This is a genomic window from Parajatrophihabitans canadensis (assembly GCF_053764775.1).
The window spans coordinates 1,314,598-1,335,241 of the sequence record NZ_CM132445.1 but is presented as its reverse complement, the minus strand read 5'-3'; the positions used below and the strand labels follow the sequence as shown (position 1 = coordinate 1,335,241).

General features: G+C 64.7%; 19 protein-coding genes. 8 read left to right on the top strand and 11 right to left on the bottom strand.

Translation table 11 applies throughout. The features are described from left to right. Positions 1 to 83: 83 nt before the first annotated feature. Positions 84 to 506, bottom strand: a complete 423-nt coding sequence (locus tag ACSMXN_RS06490) for a hypothetical protein (RefSeq protein WP_155958440.1) — start codon at positions 504 to 506, stop codon at positions 84 to 86. 1,204 nt (positions 507 to 1,710) lie between these two features. On the opposite strand from ACSMXN_RS06490, the gene ACSMXN_RS06485 reads away from it, so the two are divergent. Then, positions 1,711 to 2,442: a maleylpyruvate isomerase family mycothiol-dependent enzyme gene (locus ACSMXN_RS06485; RefSeq protein ID WP_022914190.1), complete on the top strand. Its 732-nt coding sequence runs from the start codon at positions 1,711 to 1,713 to the stop codon at positions 2,440 to 2,442. A gap of 66 nt (positions 2,443 to 2,508) precedes the next feature. Here ACSMXN_RS06485 and ACSMXN_RS06480 read toward each other — a convergent pair whose 3' ends face one another. After that, on the bottom strand, positions 2,509 to 3,537 hold the full coding sequence (locus ACSMXN_RS06480; protein WP_022914191.1) for an aldo/keto reductase: 1,029 nt from the start codon (positions 3,535 to 3,537) through the stop codon (positions 2,509 to 2,511). A gap of 64 nt (positions 3,538 to 3,601) precedes the next feature. Then, the gene (locus ACSMXN_RS06475) at positions 3,602 to 4,861 is read right to left on the bottom strand and encodes an APC family permease (protein WP_022914192.1); all 1,260 of its coding nucleotides are present in this window, start codon (positions 4,859 to 4,861) and stop codon (positions 3,602 to 3,604) included. A 327-nt stretch (positions 4,862 to 5,188) separates the two neighbouring features. On the opposite strand from ACSMXN_RS06475, the gene ACSMXN_RS06470 reads away from it, so the two are divergent. Further along, positions 5,189 to 5,650 carry a cupin domain-containing protein gene (locus ACSMXN_RS06470; RefSeq protein ID WP_022914194.1) on the top strand — a complete coding sequence of 154 codons (462 nt, stop codon included), beginning with the start codon at positions 5,189 to 5,191 and terminating at the stop codon, positions 5,648 to 5,650. 135 nt (positions 5,651 to 5,785) lie between these two features. Beyond that, complete coding sequence (locus ACSMXN_RS06465; RefSeq protein WP_022914195.1) at positions 5,786 to 6,211, top strand: TIGR03667 family PPOX class F420-dependent oxidoreductase; 426 nt, start codon at positions 5,786 to 5,788, stop codon at positions 6,209 to 6,211. A 34-nt stretch (positions 6,212 to 6,245) separates the two neighbouring features. On the opposite strand, the gene ACSMXN_RS06460 is transcribed toward ACSMXN_RS06465, so the two are convergent. From ACSMXN_RS06460 to ACSMXN_RS06440, 5 genes are all read right to left on the bottom strand, one after another. Continuing rightward, positions 6,246 to 6,761 (bottom strand): nitroreductase family protein, encoded by a 516-nt coding sequence (locus tag ACSMXN_RS06460; protein WP_022914196.1) that lies wholly within the window; start codon positions 6,759 to 6,761, stop codon positions 6,246 to 6,248. Between the two features lie 72 nt (positions 6,762 to 6,833). Beyond that, positions 6,834 to 8,180 (bottom strand): M20/M25/M40 family metallo-hydrolase, encoded by a 1,347-nt coding sequence (locus ACSMXN_RS06455; RefSeq protein ID WP_022914197.1) that lies wholly within the window; start codon positions 8,178 to 8,180, stop codon positions 6,834 to 6,836. Continuing rightward, on the bottom strand, positions 8,177 to 8,956 hold the full coding sequence (locus tag ACSMXN_RS06450) for a GNAT family N-acetyltransferase (RefSeq protein ID WP_022914198.1): 780 nt from the start codon (positions 8,954 to 8,956) through the stop codon (positions 8,177 to 8,179). Before ACSMXN_RS06450 ends, ACSMXN_RS06455 begins: the two co-directional genes overlap by 4 nt. A 152-nt stretch (positions 8,957 to 9,108) precedes the next feature. Continuing rightward, complete coding sequence (locus ACSMXN_RS06445; RefSeq protein WP_022914199.1) at positions 9,109 to 9,642, bottom strand: winged helix-turn-helix domain-containing protein; 534 nt, start codon at positions 9,640 to 9,642, stop codon at positions 9,109 to 9,111. Between the two features lie 480 nt (positions 9,643 to 10,122). Beyond that, complete coding sequence (locus tag ACSMXN_RS06440; RefSeq protein ID WP_022914200.1) at positions 10,123 to 11,025, bottom strand: arginase family protein; 903 nt, start codon at positions 11,023 to 11,025, stop codon at positions 10,123 to 10,125. A 91-nt stretch (positions 11,026 to 11,116) separates the two neighbouring features. Here ACSMXN_RS06440 and ACSMXN_RS06435 point away from each other — a divergent pair, with 91 nt between their 5' ends. From ACSMXN_RS06435 to ACSMXN_RS06425, 3 genes are all read left to right on the top strand, one after another. Beyond that, positions 11,117 to 12,733: a CocE/NonD family hydrolase gene (locus tag ACSMXN_RS06435; RefSeq protein ID WP_022914201.1), complete on the top strand. Its 1,617-nt coding sequence runs from the start codon at positions 11,117 to 11,119 to the stop codon at positions 12,731 to 12,733. 405 nt (positions 12,734 to 13,138) lie between these two features. Next, the gene (locus ACSMXN_RS06430) at positions 13,139 to 13,822 is read left to right on the top strand and encodes a hypothetical protein (RefSeq protein WP_022914202.1); all 684 of its coding nucleotides are present in this window, start codon (positions 13,139 to 13,141) and stop codon (positions 13,820 to 13,822) included. Between the two features lie 105 nt (positions 13,823 to 13,927). Beyond that, positions 13,928 to 14,449 (top strand): signal peptidase I, encoded by a 522-nt coding sequence (locus ACSMXN_RS06425; RefSeq protein WP_022914203.1) that lies wholly within the window; start codon positions 13,928 to 13,930, stop codon positions 14,447 to 14,449. Between the two features lie 50 nt (positions 14,450 to 14,499). On the opposite strand, the gene ACSMXN_RS06420 is transcribed toward ACSMXN_RS06425, so the two are convergent. Further along, positions 14,500 to 15,453 carry a BKACE family enzyme gene (locus tag ACSMXN_RS06420; RefSeq protein WP_022914204.1) on the bottom strand — a complete coding sequence of 318 codons (954 nt, stop codon included), beginning with the start codon at positions 15,451 to 15,453 and terminating at the stop codon, positions 14,500 to 14,502. 98 nt (positions 15,454 to 15,551) lie between these two features. Further along, complete coding sequence (locus tag ACSMXN_RS06415; protein ID WP_196811345.1) at positions 15,552 to 16,331, bottom strand: SDR family oxidoreductase; 780 nt, start codon at positions 16,329 to 16,331, stop codon at positions 15,552 to 15,554. Between the two features lie 78 nt (positions 16,332 to 16,409). On the opposite strand from ACSMXN_RS06415, the gene ACSMXN_RS06410 reads away from it, so the two are divergent. Both ACSMXN_RS06410 and ACSMXN_RS06405 read left to right on the top strand, forming a co-directional pair. Beyond that, positions 16,410 to 17,126: a BON domain-containing protein gene (locus tag ACSMXN_RS06410; RefSeq protein WP_081649203.1), complete on the top strand. Its 717-nt coding sequence runs from the start codon at positions 16,410 to 16,412 to the stop codon at positions 17,124 to 17,126. Positions 17,127 to 17,189: 63 nt separating this feature from the next. Then, entirely contained in the window at positions 17,190 to 17,621 is a 432-nt protein-coding gene (locus ACSMXN_RS06405; protein WP_022914207.1) for a hypothetical protein, read from the top strand. 73 nt (positions 17,622 to 17,694) lie between these two features. Here the strand turns inward: ACSMXN_RS06405 and ACSMXN_RS06400 are convergent, their stop codons facing one another. Beyond that, entirely contained in the window at positions 17,695 to 20,451 is a 2,757-nt protein-coding gene (locus ACSMXN_RS06400) for a LuxR family transcriptional regulator (RefSeq protein ID WP_027139657.1), read from the bottom strand. Positions 20,452 to 20,644 lie beyond the last annotated feature (193 nt).

Sequence of the window (20,644 nt, the reverse complement as noted above, 5' to 3'; positions counted from 1 at the left end):
TCCGTGTGTCCAATGCCTGTTGATCGTTACATTGCCTAGTAGCGGCCGAATCGTAGCTTCCCGTGGACTCACCCTAACCAGCATCAGCGCGACCGCGTCCACCCACGAGGCGACTTGTAGACCCGGTAGTAGGCGACGAGGTACTGGATCAGAAACGCGAAGCCGACGAGCGCTATCAGCAAGCACACCGCGTCCACTGCACCCTTCGCGCGAAGATCCGGACCGGGCCTCGTCGCAAGTACGACGATGATCAGCATGAGCCCCATCAACGCCGGACGAAAGGCCATCATCGCTACCCGTATTTGGGCGCGGCGTACCTCGGCCTGGTCGGTCTCAGTCGACGTCGCGACAGATTCTGGTGCGGGCTGCCACACAATGGTTCGGTTGCGGCGTCGCAGAGTGCGCCGCACAAATCCCGCAACGATGAAGAGCACACCACCCGCGACGAGACTGCCGATATAAAGGGCAGCATCCCCCGCCGACGCGAGCATCACGGCAACTGTCAACGCGTAAGCCCATGGAAGAAGCTAGCAGCGCCAACGTCGTTGCGCCCCTGGTGCCGTGCGGAGCAATTTATTCTCGTCATATGCGGTCGCGGATGTCGCAGTGTGAACGGATCGTACGTGCGAGGAGAGCGTCACGATGAGCCTGTGAACCCTCTCGTCCGTAGAAAGTCACGGCCGTACGTCTCTGCTCGCACGTGCCCGCACTGCTTTTCGTCCCTGCGGGGACGTGAACCACAAGCAGACGATAGCAAGCAGGGCGATCCCACCTAGGACATGCGCGAATATGCTTCCGTCAAATAGAAACAGCAAGGCCAGCAGTACGCCGAAGGTGCACAGAACAGCGAACTCTGAGGGCCAACCGGGGAGGTTTCTTACGCTCCCCGCTACCGGGACTCCTGCGTCAGCGAGCGCCAAGAGAACCTTCTTCTTTTCGTTGAGCGTCCAGAAATACCCAACTCGGCCGTCCAGCAGTTCAACCCCGATCCCGCTGCGATTTACGAATCCAGCAAGTTCGTACGCGATGCGCACTTCCGATACAGAGCAAGAAAGAAAAGGCTTTGCAGGATGCGCTCTGCTCGTAAATACGACGCGCGTTCCGTCTACCGTCAGGACTCCCTTTGGCAGTCGTGTGCTGCGCCATCCCTCCCTCGTTGGAACGCTAATCCCACCCGAGAACGATGCAATGACCACAACTACCCCCAACCAATAGCGGTCACAGGACTGTAGCGCCTAGGGTTTTTGAACAACGCCAGCGGACCCGTGTAGTCGGGTGGTGATCACTTCCAGCGCTTGCGATCAGCGCCCCGTAGGTAAGCGGAGGCGGAATATCAGATCGGTACCGCACTTCGTGCCATGATCGGGTGGCGTCGCGGCAGCGGTATGACGCAGCTGGTTGCGTATCACGAAGTGGTGGATGCCATTTGTTGTACCGTGCGCCAGGCCAAGCCGGCGATCCGGTCCCGCGAGGGTCGCCCAATCGTTGAGACCGGCCGCAGCGGTGGGAACGGCCGAGAGGGCGCCAGGTGCGACGAGCCAGTCGGCAGTCGTTCGATGCAGCGAGGTCAGGCCAGTGCTCAGGACCGCGATCTATAACCTTCCGCCGCGAAGGGTCGAGCGCCGAACGAGCTCTCGCCCGTCCACAGGTTTCATGGCAAAGTGACCTGGTTGCCCCTGAGAGCCTGTTGACGATAGGAGTCCGATCGCGATGGTCGATTACGACGAAGCACTGCTGGACCAAAATCGGCAGCTGACCGAACTGGTCGACGGGGCCGATTGGTCCGCGCAGGTGCCGACCTGCCCCGGATGGTCGGTGCTGCAGCTTCTCCGACACGTCGGCCGGGGCGATCGCTGGGCCGCGCAGATCATCACCGACCGTGCCGGAGCAGACCTGGATCCGCGGCAGGTGTCCGACGGCAGGCCGCCGGAGGACCCGGATGGCGCGATGAAGTGGTTGCTCGAGAGCCCGAGGCGGGTCGTCGATGCCGTGGCCGAAGCGGGGCCCGAGACCGCGGTGGCGACCTTTCTCGGGCCGCGTCCGGCCAAGTGGTGGGTGCGTCGCCGACTGCACGAGGCGACTGTCCACCGCTTCGACGCTGCGCTCGCGCTCGGCGCCGACTACGAGCTTTCGCCTGAGCTCGCCGCCGATGGAATCGCTGAGTGGCTCGAACTCGTTGCGGCGCGCGAGTCACAGGCCTTGTCCGCCGGGCAGACGCTGTCGCTGCGGGCAACGGACGACGGAGGGGCCGGGGTATGGACCGTGAGCGGGGCCAACAGCGGCTGGACGCGGGAGCCCGACGATTCGGGCGCCGTCGTGTCCGGGTCGACGGCCGAGCTGTTTCTCGCTCTCGTGCGGCGTCGCTCGACGGACGAGGCGCGGTTGACCGTTTCGGGTGAGGCTCCAGTGTGGGACGCGTGGTTGGCTGCGACCCCGTTCTGATTACGCCCAGCCATCGAGCACCGCATTCAGAGGATCGGCCCGGGGATCCCCCGGCCGAAGGATTCGTCAGTCATTGGCGATTGTGCGGTTTCGCTGTTCAACTCCCATCGGCCCGTATGGGTAGTCGGTGACGCGGGGTTCGCTGGCAGCGTCTAGGACGGCCGTGTCGTCTGCATTGAGGTGTAGCCCGACGGCCCGCAGGTTCGTTTCAAGCTGTGTCGCGGTCCGCGCTCCGAGAATTGTCGATGTCACCCCCGGCCGGTCATGGACCCAAGTGAGAGCGACCTCGGCCATCGAAATCCCGCGCTCAGCTGCGATGCGTTGCACCGCTTCGATGACGTTCCAGGTCTGCTCGGTTCCCCGGCGATCCCAGGCCTCCATGCCGCGGCTGGGGTCGTCCCCAAGCCGGGTCGATCCGCTCGGGTGTTCACCGCGCTGGTATTTGCCGGTAAGCCAGCCCCCACCCAGCGGGCTCCATGGCAGCAACCCGAGTCCGGCATCCAACGCAGCCGGCACGATCTCCCACTCGATCTCGCGCACGAGCAAGCTGTACTGCGGCTGCAACGTGATCGGCTCTGCCAGACCAAGCTCGCGGGCCATCGACACGGCCTTGGTGAGCTGCCACCCGATGAAGTTCGACAGGCCGTAGTAGCGAATCTTGCCCGCCCGGATGAACCCGTCCATCGTGCGTAGTGTCTCCTCCAACGGCGTCAGCGGATCGAACGCGTGCGCCTGATACAGGTCAACGGAGTCAAGACCTAGCCGCGCGAGCGATGCATCAAGCGCGCGCGTCAAATGACGCGCCGACAGCCCGCTTCCGTTTGGGTCATCGGAGACACTGAAACGGCCTTTTGTCGCCAGGACAACCGACTCGGTTACATCGGGCGGACGAGACGCGAACCACCGGCCAATGATGTGTTCCGACGCACCGGCGGCATAGACGTCGGCGGTATCAACGAAGGTGCCTCCGGCTTCGACAAAACGATCAAGCTGCGAGTGTGAGACTTCCTCGTCGGCCTCGGCCCCAAAGGTCATCGTGCCCAGACCATAGGACGACACAGAACACCCGCTTCGCCCTAGTGGCCGGTAATCCATACCGTCCAACATACGACGTTTCTGCCTCACGACAAGGGGACTTCTCGGGTATTGCGGTGGTGGTTCATCGCTCGGCGCGGCCACGAATCACACGTCGAACACCCCACACCACCGCGCCCAGCAGAAGCACGCCAGCTCCGGCAATGATCGAGGTGACCGGAAGACTGAAGGCCAGTATGAGGCAGCCGAGCAGGCCGAGCACCGGCAACCATCGAGGCGGACGGCGCTCCTCGCGAGTCAACGTCATCGCCGAGGCGTTGGCGATCGCATAGTAGGCGAGCACGCCGAAGGACGAGAACCCGATTGCGCCGCGTAGATCAACCGTCGAGACAAGGATGACGACGACCGCCCCGACCGCCAACTCCGCCCGGTGGGGCACACCGTAACGCGGATGCACTGCCGCCAGCCCACTGGGCAGATGCCGGTCGCGGGCCATCGCCAAGGTCGTGCGTGAGACACCGAGAATCAGAGCCAGCAGCGAGCCGAGTGCTGCTATTGCCCCGCCGACCTGCACGACGGGAGCAAGCGCGTGCAGCCGCCCACTCTCAACCGCGGCGCGCAACGGCGCAGTGGTCGCGGCGAGACCACCCGCTCCGGCGGCCAGTAGCGCCGAGATCGCGACGGCTGCGTAGACAACCAGCGTGATGAGCAGGGCGATCGCGACCGCGCGGGGAATGGTGCGGGCGGGCTCGCGTACCTCTTCGCCGAGGGTGGCGATGCGGGCGTAGCCAGCGAAGGCAAAGAACAGCAGTCCTCCGGCTTGGAGCACTCCGCGCACGCCGGTGCCGGGAAACGGCGTGAGGTGGTGGACGTTCGCGTGGCCGCCGGCGAGGCTGGCGATGACAACGAACGCCAGGGTGAGCAACGTCAACCCGACGATGAGGCGGGTCAGCCACGCCGACTTCTGCACTCCCCGGTAGTTGACCGCGGTCAACGCGACCACGGCCAGCACACCGACGACACGGATGTGGGCAGGTGCGGCGTAGGCGGCGAAGGTCAAGGCCATGGCCGCGCAGCTGGCGGTCTTGCCTACGACAAACGACCACCCGGCTTGATAGCCCCAGAAGTCACCGAGCCGTCGACGGCCATACACGTAGGTGCCGCCGGACTCCGGGTACAGCGCGGCCAGCCGGGCCGAGGACGTCGCATTGCAGTACGCCACGATCGCAGCAACAGCCAGGCCGATCAACAAACCTGACCCTGCGACCTTGGCCGCCGGCGCGAAGGCCGCGAACACCCCGGCGCCGATCATCGACCCCAGGCCGATCACCACGGCATCGGCGACCCCGAGATGCCGCGCCAACCGGGGCGATGACGCGGTCACGGCTGCCCCCTGTTGAGCTCGAACCTTAATTGAGCGACAGCGAATCGTTACTACCTTCAGGCCACCGGCTGGGGTGGTCTGTGAACGATCGACCGCAGTGTGACTGGATCGGCCTGGAGATGCAGTGCGATCAATCGCTCTACCAACTGGTTGATGGCACGCTCTTCATCCGTTGGTGACAGCATTGGCTAAGCGTCACACCAAGGAGTTCAATTCTGCGTGAACACGAGGCGAACAAAGCTTGACGCATGGCGCTGTCGTCGAGAGGTCGCGTCCCATAGACGCGAGCGAAACGCTGGATCCGCAACCAACAGAGAGGACGAGCTCGTGAGTATGGCCTATCTCGCACAGCCGGAGCAACAGCAACAGTTGGAGTGGCTCGATGGCGGCACGCTCGCCATTCTGCTCGACAGCGCAGCAAGTAACGGACAACTCATGATCGGGCGCTTCGATGTCAGCGAAGGTGAGGCACCGCCCTATCACCAGCACACTAACGAGGACGAAGTGTTCATGCTGATCAAGGGCACCGCGCTGGTCTGGTTCGACGACCAGCAAAGCGAGCTGGCCGAAGGCGGAATCGTCTTCCTTCCCAAGAACATTCCACACGCGTACCGGATCACATCGAAAAGGGCCGACCTCTTGATGATCAACACGCCCGCAGGCATCGAAGGCATGTTCCGCGAGACCGGCCGCGACAAATCCACTCCGCGGCCTGCTGGTTTCCAGGTGACGCCCCAACCCGCGATCTCCGCCAAGTATGGCAACATTATTGTTGGTCCCCCGCGCTGAGTACACGGACCTTGCGGACAATCAGGCCCGACAAGTCGCGCGGATGATGGGCATAAGCAGCCGGTTGTCCATTCAGCGTCGACGCTGTCAGAGCCGATACCTTCTCCCCGAGATCACTACCAGAGAGGCACAACCGTGGAGCTCACCTCGCACCTCTCACCGACCGACCGCGAGCGAGTCGAAGCCCGCTTACGTCATAACCTCATAGCCTGGTTGACCACGGTGCGCCCGGACGGCCAGCCGGTCAGTGTCCCCGTCTGGTTTCTGCTGCGCGAGGACGAGACGATCCTGATCTACAGCCAGCCGGGGACGGGGAAACGACGCAACATCAAAGACAATCCGAAGGTGAGCCTGACGCTCGACTCAACTGATATCGGCCGCAACGTCGTGCGCATCGAGGGCATCATCCGGCCGGCGAACGACCTTGCGCCAGCGAACGAACAGGTGGCGTACCTAGCCAAGTACGCCGAGCGCATCGAAGCCCTGTTCGGCACCCCCGAAGGGTTCGCCGAGCTCTTCTCCATCGCCCTGATCGTCACACCGACAAAGCTGCGCAGCTGACGATTGCTTCAAGATGAACACGCCGGGGCCGCAGTCACCAGCGTCCCCGGTGCACGACTTCGTCGAAGGGGCGACGATCGGGCCTGGCGATCGGTGTCAGCGGCCGGTCAGCGGGGTAGCCGACGCCGAGCATGAAGGCCACGATGTGGCTGTCGGGAACAGCGAGAATCGCGCGAGCTCGGTCTTGATCGCCGACCGAGGAATGACCAGTACCGATGCCGAGGTCGGCGGCGGCCAGGGCCATGGCGTACGTGGCTTGGCCGAGGTCGTAGAGGTCGACGACACGCGTGCGGTCATCCGGCGGAACCGGTAGGACCATGGCAATCGCTGCCGGGGCATCGGCGATATGGCGTGCCCCCCGCCAGACGGTGGCCAGTTCGGCGAGTTGCGCCCGATCGGTCACGATGACGAAGTCCCAGTGCTGGCGGTTGGAGGCTGACGGTGCGCGCCACGCCGCCTCGACGATACGGTCCAAGTCCGGCAAGGCAATGGGCTCGGGACGATAGCTGCGGACGTTGCGGCGGGCACGAATTGCGTCCCAGGTTTGCAAGGGTGGTCTCCTGTCGTCGTTGTTCGTTGTGTTACAACTGAATTCTCGGGCCCAGCGTTCTTCTCGACACCGTTAGCTGTCGCGCAGTAGTCGATACAACACCCGCACGCCGAACTGCAGTGCGTCGATCGGGACGCGTTCGTCCACTCCGTGGAACAGCGCGGTGAAATCCAGCTCCGCGGGCAGCTTCAGTGGTGCGAACCCGAAGTTGCGAATCCCCAGCCGCGCGAAGGACTTCGCATCGGTGCCCGCTGAGAGCATGTACGGCAACAATCGGGCCCCAGGGTCTTCGGCCGCGATCGCCAGAGTCATGGCTTCGACTAGCGCCCCGTCGAAGGTGGTCTGCACCGGCGGCAGGCTGTCCCACTCGAGCTTCACCTCCGGTCCGAGGATGCGCGCTAGATCAGCCTCGAACGCCGCCTCTCGACCGGGCAGCATCCGCCCGTCCACGGTCGCAGTCGCAACGCCGGGGACGACATTGGCCTTGTAGCCTGCGGAGAACATGGTGACGTTGGCCGTGTCTCGCAGCGTTGCACCGATCAAGCGCGACAGGTTTCCCAGTCGGGCCACCGCCCCTTCCGGGTCGTTCTCGTCGAAAGGAACGCCGGTCAAGTCGCCTACGCCCTGCAGGAACTCTCGGACCGGCGCGGACAGAATCAGCGGGAAGCGGTGCTGCTCCAGGCGGGTGATCGCGGCCGCGAGCTTGGCGACCGGGTTGTCCGTGTGAAGCATCGATCCGTGCCCGGCCGTGCCCTCGACCTTCAACCTCAGCCACATCACGCCTTTCTCGGCCGTCTCGACCAGATAGGCCCGGGCGTCATCGGCGACGGTGATCGAAAAGCCGCCGACTTCACTGATCGCCTCGCGCGCCCCCTCGAAGAGTTCCGGGTGGTGGTCGACCAGCCAGTGGGCGCCGTAGAAGCCGCCGGCCTCCTCGTCGGAGACGAACGCAAAGATCAAATCCCGTGCCGGCACCACGCCGTCGCGTTTGAAGGCCCGGGCGACGGCCAGGGTCATGGCGAGCATGTCCTTCATATCGACCGCGCCCCGACCCCACACGTAGCCATCGCGGACTTCGCCGGAGAACGGGTGCACGGCCCACTCCGCCGCGTCGGCCGGCACCACATCCAGGTGGCCGTGCACCAGTAACGCCCCGCGGGTGGAGTCCGCCCCCGGTAAACGGGCGATCACATTGCCGCGACCCGGCGCGCCGGACTCCACGTAGGTCACCTCGTAGCCGACCTCGGTGAGTTTCTCGGCCACGTACTCGGCCGCGGCACGTTCCTTCCCCAACGTGGTGGGATTGCCGACGTTCGTGGTGTCGATTCCGATCAGCTCACTGGCCAGCGCGACGACCTCGCCAACCGCAGCGTCGACGCCGGCAGGCTGAGTATTGCGGTCAGTAGGCAGCGAGGTCATGGGGCGGCAAGGTCACCGGGGACCTTCGCGGCTTGAAAGGTCGCGGTACGGCGCAGCCGGAATCCAAGTGACTCGTACAGTCTGATCGCGTTGAGATTGTCAGCGACAGCATGCAGGAACGGCGTCTCACCGCGCTCACGGATTCCGTGCGCGACGGCGTGGACGAGCCGGGTGGCGAGCCCCTCACCACGGTAAGCGGCATCGGTACAGACCGCGCTGATCTCCGTCCAGCCAGGCGGGTGCAGCCGTTCGCCGGCCATCGCCACCAACTCACCGCGGCGCCGGATGCCGAGGTAGGTGCCCAGTTCGATGGTGCGGGGCAGGAACGGGCCGGGCTTGGTCCGCTCGATCAACGCCAGCATCTCGGGCACGTCGGCCGCCGTAAGTCGTACGGCTTCGGAATCCGGTGCGGCGGCGATACCGTCGTCGACCAACTGAACGCCAGCCCCCTGTATGACGACGTCCCAACCGACCGGCGGCGGCGCAAAAACCCCGCCGAGCGGAACCATCGCGCCGGGCCCGACCAGAGCTAGGGCGTCGGCCCAGTCTTGGGCGTCGGGGTACGGCGGCAGCGCCATGAACGGGGACACATCGACCGGGTAACGCAACACGTTGCCGCACCGCTCGGCGAAATGAGCGTGTGGCCCGGTCAGCGATGCGTACGCGGGGTTGTCAAGGGGGTGTAGCCCGGATCCCGGGCTCGCCGCAGACTCCAGGGCCGCATCGGCGCCTGCACTCCGGCCTGATCCGGTATCCGGGGTTTCAATGGTTGTCATGGGTTGACCTCGATCACGATCTTTCCGGTCGGCAACGGCATGGTCAGCGCGCGGGCTTGGTTAGCTCTGTCTGAAATGCGCACTCCCGGGGCAACGGATTGAGCCTGCCTAGTATTTCGCTACACATACCGAAAACGCTCACCGCGGGCCGTTCACGTTGCGGGTTCAAATCGGTAGCCGAAGCCGCGCACGGTGACGATCTGTGGCGCGGCCGGCCCAAGCTTTACCCGGACTCGCCGCACGTGGACATCGACCGTGCGCCCGATGCCCGGATCCCGGTAGCCCCACGCCTGTTCAAGCAGCTGTCTCCGACTGAAAACCTGACGCGGACTCTGCATGAATGCCTTCAATAGAAGGAATTCTTGGTGAGTGAGGTCAATCGTGCGACCTGCCAGCCGGACCCGCATCTCGTCGAGATCCATCTGGAGTGAGTCCGCCGCCAGGCAGCCTGCCGAGCGAACTGTCGGTGGCCCTGGCAGCACAAGCGATACGTAGGGCCGCTGCTCCGACGCAGAGAACTCTTGCGCGGCTAGCACTTGCGATTCGGCGATCTCGCTCAGCCAACGCGGATCGACCGTGCCGGGTACCGCGATTACCAAAAGCGTTACAACGCCCGGGTCGACCGGATCGCGACTGCCAAAGCGTGCCTCGCCGCGTCGCTCGCGCGGGTCGAGTATGCCGGTCACGACTTCTGCAACCTTGGATGAGCGAACCCCAATCGCGACTGACGGGCGGTCGGGCCTTCTAGAAGAGATTGGCATAGAAGAGATTGATGTAGAAGAGATTGGTTCGGTAGTCATGCGACGGGCTCCTGTACATGTTGACCGCGCCATACCGCAGCTGGCCTGCTGAGGCTTTCGCTTCACGAGCAGAACGTCACGTTGCTCGGATTGCTCTCCGGCGAGGACAGGTCGGGAAAGCGTCGGTCTAGGGGTGCTGGCAAAGAACGACTGTTCAAGCCGTACAGACCGAGCTGCAGGCGCGCATCAGATCCAGGTGCTGGCACGTGATCAAAGCTGCCGTCTTCACAACTTCAGACTTGCCCATCCAGACGATCGAGGCAACCTTCTCTACTAATTTAGTAGGCAATGTCACAACACATCTGAGGCGTCGTCGGCTGTCGCGAGCAGGACGACCGAACCATCGAGACTCAGCCTCACTACGGGTCACCAAGTAGCGAGGGCTGCGGCAAGTACGGCGATGAGGCGGGGCAGTGCATCTGGCTGCCCGGCGCTACGGGTCGGGTTGATCTCGCCGATGGACAGAGCCAGCCAACGGGGATCTGTCACGGCTACCCGCAGAGCCTCGCCGAGCTGGACGAGCGTCGGGCCGGTATTGCGTCCGTTCGTACTCTCGGCCAACGGGGCGTCCACGAAATCCAGCACGTCAACGTCGATATGGACGGCGAACGGGCTGGGCGGCAGTGCTTCGAGAGCAGCGCGGGTGGCGGCCGCAGGGTCAGCGATCAGGTCGCTTTGAGAGGTGACGTGAAGGTTGAGCTCTGCGGCCCGGGCGCGCTCGAAATCGGTTGCCTCGGATGGGTCTATACCGAGCATCGCCAGCCGGTGAGCATGCAGCAACGGACGCCGCCGAAACGCTCCGGCCAGCGCGTCGTCACTACCGGGCAGGTCGAGCGCGTGCGCGACACCCATCCAGTCCAGCGCGCCCTCGATCGTGCTCAGCGGCGTGTTCATATCGAAGTGGCGGTCGATGTAAAGCAGACCGCAATCCGGTCCGAACAAGGTATCGAGCCCTGCCATCACTCCCAAGGCGATCGTGCAATTGCCGCCAACTACGAGCAATCTGCGATCTTCACGCAGCAAGTCCGGAACCAGGTCACCCAGCTCGCGAACCGACAACGCGACCTGGTCCACGTTCTGCGCGAACGGCTTGTGCGGGTCCGGCGCCCAGACCTGCTCTGTCAGATCTCCCGCGTCCTCGATCGCCCATCCGGCGGCACCCAAAGCACCGACTAGGCCGGCGTCACGCAGGGCCCGCGGAGCCAGCTCCTGACCGGCTGCGTAGCTAGCCGCGCTGCTCGGTACGCCCACGATTGATAGAACAGGCATACCTTGGCAGTTTACTGAGCGACGCAGCGGAGCACAGAATGCGCGCGTTCTTGAAGTGGTTCGACTCGGGAGATCAGGTAGCGTCGCGTTCATGCGTTCGACGCTCGACGTCTACGTGCGGATGCGAGACGGCGTCGGCATCCCGGTTGACATCTACTTTCCCGAAGGACCGGGGCCCTTTCCGACGGTGCTCATTCGCACGCCCTATGTGAAGTCGGCACCCGACCTGCAGCCGCCAAGCCCGCCTCCCCCGTGGCTCGGGCTGACGCCTGAGGGACGGTCGAGCTCTGCGATCCTGCGGCTCACCCGAGCGCTGCCCGCGCTCAATGTGTTGCCGCTCGTCGAAGCGGGCTACGCGGTCGTGATGGGCGACAGCCGAGGCACCGGCTATGCCGAGGGGATCTATGACTACTACAACGTCAACGGTGGTCCATTCGATGGATACGACACCATCGAATGGTTGGCGGAGCAGGAATGGTGCGACGGCAACGTGGGGATATTCGGCGTCTCGGGCAGCGGCGTGCTCGCGCTCGCGGCCGCAGTCACGGCGCCACCGCATCTGAAAGCGGTCGTCGCCATGGCGCACGCGGTGGATTTCTACCACGATCAGTGGTTTCCGGGCGGTGTCTATCGTTTCGAGGATCGAGTTCGTTGGGTGCTCGCGATGCAGGGCCCACTCGGCCCTCTTGACCCAGGCGCGCCCAGTGCACCTGCCTACGAAGCGAAGCGGCGCGTGTTCGCTGCCCGGTACACCCGTTTCTTCAACCGGATGCGTGCTGGCCACAGCATGATCGACCTCGGATGGGCAACCACGAGCACGCAACATCACGACTTCGACGACTACTGGCGCGACTACGATTTCTCCGATCGGCTGGCCAACATCACAGCGCCGACACTGACCGCAGGCGTGATCTTCGACCACTTCATTTCCGGTGCTACCCGTCTGTTCGGCGGCCTTCGGGTTCCTCGGCGAATGGTTCTGGTGCCAGGCATGCTCGACGTTGATGGTGCGGTCGGCGACGCAGATCTGCCGGCCCTTCAGCTTCGTTGGTTCGATCGCTACCTCAAGGGTCTCAGCAACGACGTCGACCAAGAGGCTGCGGTTCGCCTCCACCTCACCGGGTCTGGGTCCGTTGTTGAGTCGAATTCCTGGCCGCCGGAAGAGGCCGAAGCCTGGGTGCTGCACTTGGTTGCCAATCCGGACGGTGAGCACGCGCTGGCGGCGCAGCCTCAGTCCGCTGGCCTGCTCGATCTGATGCACGATCCAGAGTCGCCGAATCATTCGCCGCTGGACACCGCGGATCAGCGTCCCTTCGATGCCGGCGCGCTCGTGTTCACAACCTCGCCGCTCGTCGAGCGGGTCATCGTCGCTGGCGAACCGCTGCTGAGCCTCAGTGTCGATCCACTGACCGCGGATATCGATCTGGCCGTTCGGCTGAGCGACGTTCAACCGGACGGCTCGTCACGGCTACTGGGCACCGGTCAGCTGCGAGTCCGCGCTGACGACGCCGCGCGGGTCATCGAACTCCCAATGTTGCCGGTCGCGTTCGACATCGCTGCCGGCCACCGCATCAGACTCGCGATCGCCGCGAGCGACTACCCGTTCCTCGCAATCCGTTCCAACCCTTCGCAGCTCTGGCTCCGGTTCGGCTCCGGTGTCGAAACCATTTCACTTCCCACGATTCGCACCGCCGACCGATTCGCGTAACGACCGCCGTAGGCAAATCGCGTCCGTTGGCCAGCACCGCCCACCAAGATCAACTATCGGCGGCACAGCTGAGTATCGTCCCCGGCCGATAACGCGAACCCTCCCACCGCGACGGTCGCCTTAGCGTCAGCGCCCCGAGCCTGCGACACGCCGCAGCTGTGTGACCCAGGTCATGACACGACCTCTTCGGCGGGCAATTGTCACCATTTGACCGAGCGATCTTCGCTGAATCAAGTCCAAAAATCACCGCCCGTACCGGACCGATCACTATGCGTAGATCGGCCGAGCGCCTGCGCGGTTCATGACCTCGGCGGCGTGCGCACGGTAGCCGGATTCTGTCTGATTCTTCCCATACGGTCCGTCCTGGTTCGGCCAAGGCGGCCGACCATTCGAGAAGGGGCTCAGATGAGTCTTGCAAGGGCAACGAAGGCCAAGCTTGCTGTGTTCGGTGTGGCTGCGGCCTTGGTTACGGGGCTAGCCGCGGTCGCAAGCGGCGCGACCGGCGCGTACTTCAGCGATAGCAAGGCCGGCAACATCACCGGCACCGTCGGTTCAATCAAGGTCAACCTATCCGGAGGCGCGGGAAGCGATGCGTCGACGTTCAGCTTCGACCGGCTCTTGCCGGGCACCCCGCAGACGATCAAGGTGACCTTCCAGAACACCGGCAACAGCCCCGAGGACGTCTACCTGACGTTCCCGAACAAGACCTCGTTGTCCGCACTCAACAGCCTCGGCACCTTCGGCAGCGCGCATGTCGCCAACGCCGCCGGGACTGAGGTGTTCGGCTCGAACAACCTCAACGACAACACCGTGTCCTGCCCGCCCGGATCGACCAGTGTCGCCCACCCAATTCCTTGTGACGCGCTGCCCACCCAACTTCTCGTCGCGTCCAACGTCGCACCCGGCGACTCCGGCCAGGCCAGCTTCACCTTCGGTTACGCCAGCAAGCTGTCCACCCAGAGCCCGGCCGGAGGTGGCGTCTGGAACACGTACCCCGTCTCGGGCCAGGTGACCACCGATGCCGCGGACGGCTCAGGCTCGGGCCTGCCGATCGCGATCGTCGCCACTCAGATCGGCCAGACCCCGTAGTGCCGTGCGTGCGGAGACCCGGGTTGCCGGGTCTCCGCACGCAGCCCTCACTCACTCACCCACACGTACCTCGCACCAGCACCTCGCACACGTAAAGGCATTCCGATGACGCGTAACGCCGTCAGGGCCACCCTTGCAGCAACTGGACTTCTCGCCGTCCTGCTTCCGCTGCTGCTCTTGGCCGTCGGCGCACTGCCCTATCGGGTCTACGTCATCCACACCGGATCGATGACGCCGACCATCCCGTCACGAAGCGCCGTCATCGTCAAGGTCGGCGAATACCGGATCGGGAACGTCACCACCTTTACCAACAACGGCGAAGTAATCACCCACCGACTCATCGGCCGCAACAACGACGGCACCTACAACACCAAAGGGGACGCGAACGAAACCGCGGACCCGTGGACCGTGCCGCCAGACCACATCATCGGCACCGTCATCGCCGCGCCCCGCGGTCTGGGCTACTGGCTCACGTACTTCCGTCACCCTGTCGGCGAGGCCGTCGTTCTCCTCTGCGTGGTCTGTATTGGGCTGCTGCAGTCCATCGCTGCTGATCTTTCCGGCAGCGATGACCCAACGCCGCGCTCTCGCGCAGGGCGTCACCGCCTCGCTCACGGCCCGGTCTAGCCGTTGTAATCAGCCAAACACCAAGTCCATCCGCTGAAGACGTTGCAGAGCTAGAAACTCGCGGATTGCTTGAGGGCCGGGCTGCCCTTGATCTGACGAGCCTCGTCTGGCGTAGCAGGTTCGCGCCCATAGCGTCGGGCCAGCGCCACCAAGCGGTCGACGAGCTCAGCATTGGTCGGCGCCGTGTCACCGTAGTGATAGTCGCCCAAGCCGATTCGCACATCCCCACCTGCGGCCAGACCCATTTCGGCGAGCGCGAATCCCTCGCAACCTTGAACGACCGGCATCCAGCGCAGGGTCTTGTCGGTGAACAGCTCTTGACTCAGAGCATGCATGCCACGAAATCTGGTCGTGAGGGCGGTGCCACCGAAGAAGAACAGCTTGAGATTCACGACGTCTTCTGGGACGAGGCCCATATCGATCATGTTCCGCAGGTTGAGCACGCTCATGGTGTCGGGCGCGGCAAATGACTTGTGCAGCCCGTATTCGTCGCAGAACCGTGCCAGCCAGACATGGTCGTAGCCGTTGTTGATTTGGTGGCCGCGATTGAGCATCCACCCTTCGATGCCATCAGGGCCGGCCGGCAGTCCGCTGACCGATAACGCGTTGAAATCGTAGAAGGCTCCGAGGTCTATCGGGCCCACCTCGAAGCGCAGACCGCTCTTTACGCCAGCAACGAAGTGGCGAAACCGCACGCTCGCCGGCGAGCAGACCTCGTAATAACCGTCGACCACCGGCACGATGTCACCGTAGGTCGGGTAGGCCATCAGCGGTGTGTCTTCGGTGATGGCTCGCTGGCAGGCCAGATTGAGCTCGATGTCGCTGCTCATCGCGGCGGTAACCGGATCCCGGGCGTGGAAATGGATCACAGCCGCGCCAGCGTCAAGGCATTGCTTCGCGTCCTTGGCGATCTCGGCCGGAGTGTAGGGAATGTGCGGGTTCGAAGCTCGGACTTGATTCTCGTTCACTGCGACTTCGATGATGACCTTGTCTTCTATAGGCATATCCCAGCCCCTAAGGTTCGACGAGTCTTGCCTAGCCTCACGGTACGCAGACACTGGCTCAAGAAACAGCCCTGCGGCGCGAGCGGTATCGGGCGAGATCAGATGAGGGAGAAGCCACCGTCAGCGACGACGATCTGCCCAGTGACCCATCGGCCCTCGTCCGAGCCCAGAAAGTGCACGACGTCGGCCACCTCTTCGACTGTCGCTACCCGCCCGAGCGGCGTCTTCTTTCCAATAGCTGCCCGAAAACCCTCGAGTTCTGGGGCCATCACGTTCTCGGTACCAATGTAGCCAGCCGAGACACCGTTCACCGTGATCCCGCGGGGTGCCAAGTCCACGGCGAGATACCGCACGCAGATTTCCAGGACGGCCTTCGCCGCCGCCATCGGAAAGTAGTTCGAGCCACGACTGACGTGGAACAGCCGTTGCGTGGCCAGGCTCAGGGTGCAAACCACCCGGCCGCCATCGTCTGGAAAGAACTCTTGAGTCTCACGGACCAGCTCGAGCAGAGCCTGCGGACCAACCGCCATGACCCGGGCGAAATCGGCCTCAGACACATCAAGCGGTTTGGCGTTGGTGAGGACGAATGCGTTGTGAACAAGGACATCGAGGCGGCCGCTCGCTTTCACCGCGTCGATCACCACTGCTCGGCCGGCAGGTTCGGACAGATCACCCCTGGCGAGGATCACAGTGGCGCCGCGCTCTTCGGCCTCACGGGCCACCGAATCGGCCGCGTCCTGGTTGGTAGCGAAGTTGATGATCAACGTGGTCTGCGGCCGGGCGTAGCGCAACGCGATCGCACGACCCCAGCCCCGCGACCCGCCGGTAACCAGCACGGTCCGCACTCGAACGTTCTCGCCATCCTCATGTGCCGTCACCACAACATCATTACATGCGGATATCCCGCAAGAAGTCAGTAGAACGACGGATGCGCCGGACCGGCCACCAGCCAGACGATGAGCGTGTTCAACCCGGTTGCAACCTGCGATCGCGTTCGCACTCTTCGATTGGAGCAGATGATGGGCAAGACCAAGGACATCCGGCAGGCGGTCGAGGCAGAGCTCATGTTCGATCCGCTGGTCGAGGACCGGGCTATCACGGTGGAGAACGCCGGCGGGCAAGTCGCCTTGAACGGAACCGTACCCAGCTACCCGCAGTACCTCGAAGCGGCCGCCGCGGCGCAGCGGATCAACGGCGTGACCAAAGTGCACAACCACCTCGAGGTCTGGCTGCCCGACAGCGACTACCGCGATGACGCCATGCTGACAACGGCCGCCAACAACGCCCTGGCACTCGCAGTCAACGTGCCGGTCGGAGTGGAAGCACACGCCAACGACGGCAACATCACGTTGACCGGCACCGTCTCGCACGGCACCGAACGCACGGCGGCCGCTGCAGCAGTCACGTATCTGTACGGCGTCCGCAACATCAAGAACAACATCGAGGTATGGAACGCCGCGGAGCCGGCCGCGGTTCTCAGTCGCGTCCAGGGTGCCCTCGATCGCAACGCATTGATTCTCGACGACAGCGATGTCGTCGTCGACACCGATGCGCACACCGTGAACTTGCGCGGCCATGTCCGCACCTGGGCTGAACATGATGCCGTCATCGACGCCGCCTGGCGATCGGACGGCGTCTACGACGTCCACGATGACCTGGTCATTACCGGCTGACGCGCTACTCCATTACAACACTCCACTAGAACACTCCATTAGAACAAGGAAGAAGGCTCCATCGTGAAGAAGCTCTCCGAACAGCTCAGCGCGCTTGCCGACCGGGCAAAGAAGACCGAAGATACCGTCGCCGCGGCCCGCGATAAGGACCGGCAGAAGCTCGAAGCACAGCGCGCCGTGATCAAAGCTTCAGCCAACGAACACGCCGAATCCGCGAAAGCGGACGTCGCCTCGGCCAAGACCAAAGCCGACGCCAAGGGCGATGCCGCCCGCACGGCAATCGACTCGCGATTCGCGACGATGCGCGACCACGCCGAGCAGCGTCGTGCTGAGCATGACGCGAAAAAGGCCGCTCACCACGCTGATATCGCCGAAGAAGACGCCTGCGACGCCGTCGATCTGGCGATGTACACCCTCGATCAGGCCGAATACGCAATCATCGACGCCGCAATCGCGCGCGCGGACGCCGACGACGCCGCCGTGGCCACCCCCTAGGCCGAGTAGCGGACAGGGATTTCACCCGGCGGCGGCAGGAGGAATTCAGCAGGCGGCAGGCGGCTGGAGAAACTCAACTGGCGGCGGCAGCGGAAACGCGGAGATCCTTCCGCGAGGTGATACCCAGCTTGCCGAACACGTTGCCCAAGTGCCACTCGACCGTCCGGGGGCTGATGTAAAGCTTGCTGCTGATCTCTTGGTTGGTGTGGCCGTCGCCGGCCAGGCGCGCGACCTGCATTTCCTGGGCGGTGAGCTCGGCGAAACGGTCACGTTTACGGGTTCGAACGGTCTCGCCGAGCGCGGCCAGCTCCCGTTGGGCGCGTTCGGCGAAGCCGTCCACCCCCATCTCGCTCAGCATGTTGTGCGCGGCTCGCAGATGCTCGCGTGCCCCGATACGACTGCCGCTTCGCCGAAGCCATTCCCCGTACAGCAGCTCAGCCCGGGCCAGGTCCACGCGCATGCGGGTACGGCCAAGGCGCTCGATGGCCTCTCGGTAGAGCAGGTCAGCGGTCTCTGCGTCACTGATTAGGGCCCGCGAGCGAGCCTCGATGCCCCGGCCCCAGTCCGTACCGACTATCCCGGCCGTCTCGGCCAGGCTGTCGACGGCCGCTGTCGCGCGCTCGAGCTGCCCCGTTCGCGCCGCGGCCTCGACCAGCTCGACGAGCGACCACATCGCTGGCCCCATGTCACTCGGATGGGCAGCACCCTGCTCGGCGGCGGCCAGTGCCTTGGCGTAGTTCCGACGGCCGTTGTGCAGAACCGAGCTGGCCCAGTTCGCAACTGCGATGCCGATCCCCTCGCCCCGCATGGAGGCTTCGTCGATTGTCACGGCTGCCAGCGCAGAGCCCGGCACCTCGTTACCGCGATAGGCCGCCACCGCAAGCTTCCCGTACGGGGTGAGCGCAAACCCGGTAGCGCCGACGACTACCTCGGCCTCGTCGACGAGCGCAGAGGCGCCAGCCAGATCACCACCTCGCAGCAGCGCGTAGGCGCGCTGCGTGAGAGCCAGCGGAAGCTCGATCAGGGCGCCGCTGTCCCGGGTGAGCTGCACGTGTCGATCGGAGAGCCTGTACAACCGCGTGTCATCCCACACGCTGATGGCCGCCACCGACGCCAGCCACAGCCATCGCAGCTCTTCCTCGAACGCGGGCAGGCCGTCGAGTCCGGCGAGCGCCCGCTGCAGCACCGGGACGGCAGCCGCGTAGCCATCGGTGAAACTGACCGCCAAACCGTCCAACAAAAGTTCCTGCGGCCGGAGGGGGCGGTCCGGCCTCGGCGCCGCGCGCACCGCCTCGGCGACATCGCGCGTGCTGCCGCCGGGGACAGCCAGCCGACCGGCGAACATCGCCGCGTTCATGGCCTCCCGGTAGGTGGAGCAGCCAAGGTCCACATCGACGCGCTCGAGCCGTCGGGCTGCCCGGAGCAGAAGGGGAGCGGCGTTGTTCCCCCGCAAGGGGAGGAACGCCAGCTGCGCGCGCAGCACGTCGACCCGGGCATGGCCCAGCTCGTTCAGCGTTGCCGCCTCGGCGAGTGCAATCATGGCCTGGGCGCTGTCGAAAGACCCGGCCTGGAGGTGCGCCTCTGCCGCGGCGAGTGCTCGCTCACCGCGACGCACCGGATCGGGAGTCAGCGCCGCGGCCTGCTGCAGGAACGACGCTGCCGCTGCCAGGCCGCCACGTGCCTGGGCACGCCCGGCCGAACTCCACAGCTGCTCGGCGATGGCTTCGTCCGGGCCCTCCGCGGCATTGGCGCGGTGCCAGGCCCGCCGGTCCGGATCGACGACCGGGTCGGTGGCGTTGGCGAGGGCATCGTGCACCGCCCGACGATCTTCGCCAGACGCGGCTCGGTAGATGGCCGAGCGAACAAGCGGGTGACGAAACCGCACCGGGGACGAGAACTCGACGAGACCGGCGTACTCCGTGGCAGAGAGAGCACCGGTCGGCATTTCTTCGAAGCCCGCTGCTCGCCACAACAGGGCCAAGTCTCCGGTGGGCTCGGCCGCCGCGGTCAGCAACAGGCGCTGGGTCGCCTTCGGCAACAGCTGGAACTGCTGCAAGAACTCCTCCTCGATCCGCCTGGCGATCGGCCCACCGGTGGACGTTGCGAAGCCTCCGGCAAGCTGGCCCGGGCGTGCACTCGCCGCGAGCTGGAGCAACGCCAACGGATTGCCCGCTGACTCAGCGACCATGCGGTCCTTGACATCCTGGTCCAACGGGGCCGGAATCACGGCGGACAGCAGTGCGCGAGCGTCGCGACCAGGCAGGGGCGAAACTGTCAGATCTGGCAGACCGTCCAGCTCGGTGGCGTGCCGCCTAACCGCAAATACCATCGCCACCCGCTCAGCTATCAGACGACGGGCCACGAACCCCAAGGTTTGAAGGGAGGATCGGTCCAGCCACTGCGCGTCGTCGATGAGACACATCAGCGGTAGGTCATCGGCCGCCTCTGCGAACAGGCTCAGTACTCCAAGACCGATCTTGAAGCGGTCGGGCGCATCGCCCTCAGCCATGCCGAACGCCACCTGCAGGCCTTCACGCAAGGGGACCGCTAGCTGCCCCAGATGGCTCAGCAAAGGACCGCACAGCTGATGCAGCCCCGAGTAGGCGAAGTCCATCTCTGCCTCGACGCCGCACGCGCGACGAACCTGAAACTCTGACGCTCGCTCAGCCACGTACTCCAGCAGCCTCGTCTTGCCTATCCCCGGGTCGCCACGCACGACGACGACGGCGCTGGTACCACTCCGCGCTCGGTCCAGGACGTTGTCCAAGGCGGTGCGCTCCCGCTGCCGACCACGCAAGGGAGTGTGCGGATTGCCGTCGTCCATTGTCATCGTGGGCTCGCTCGCCTGGGCGTTTCAGGTCGGGTAGTGGGCACGGCGCCTGAGCACCTGAGAATACGTCACGCGGGGCGGTCCAGGCCGATTTTGGTCGACCAGACCAGGTGCCCCGGGGTCCGAACCACCTTCTGGAGCCCCGGGGGTGACCCCGTGGCCACCACCGGTCCGGTCAGAGCGCGTCCGGAGC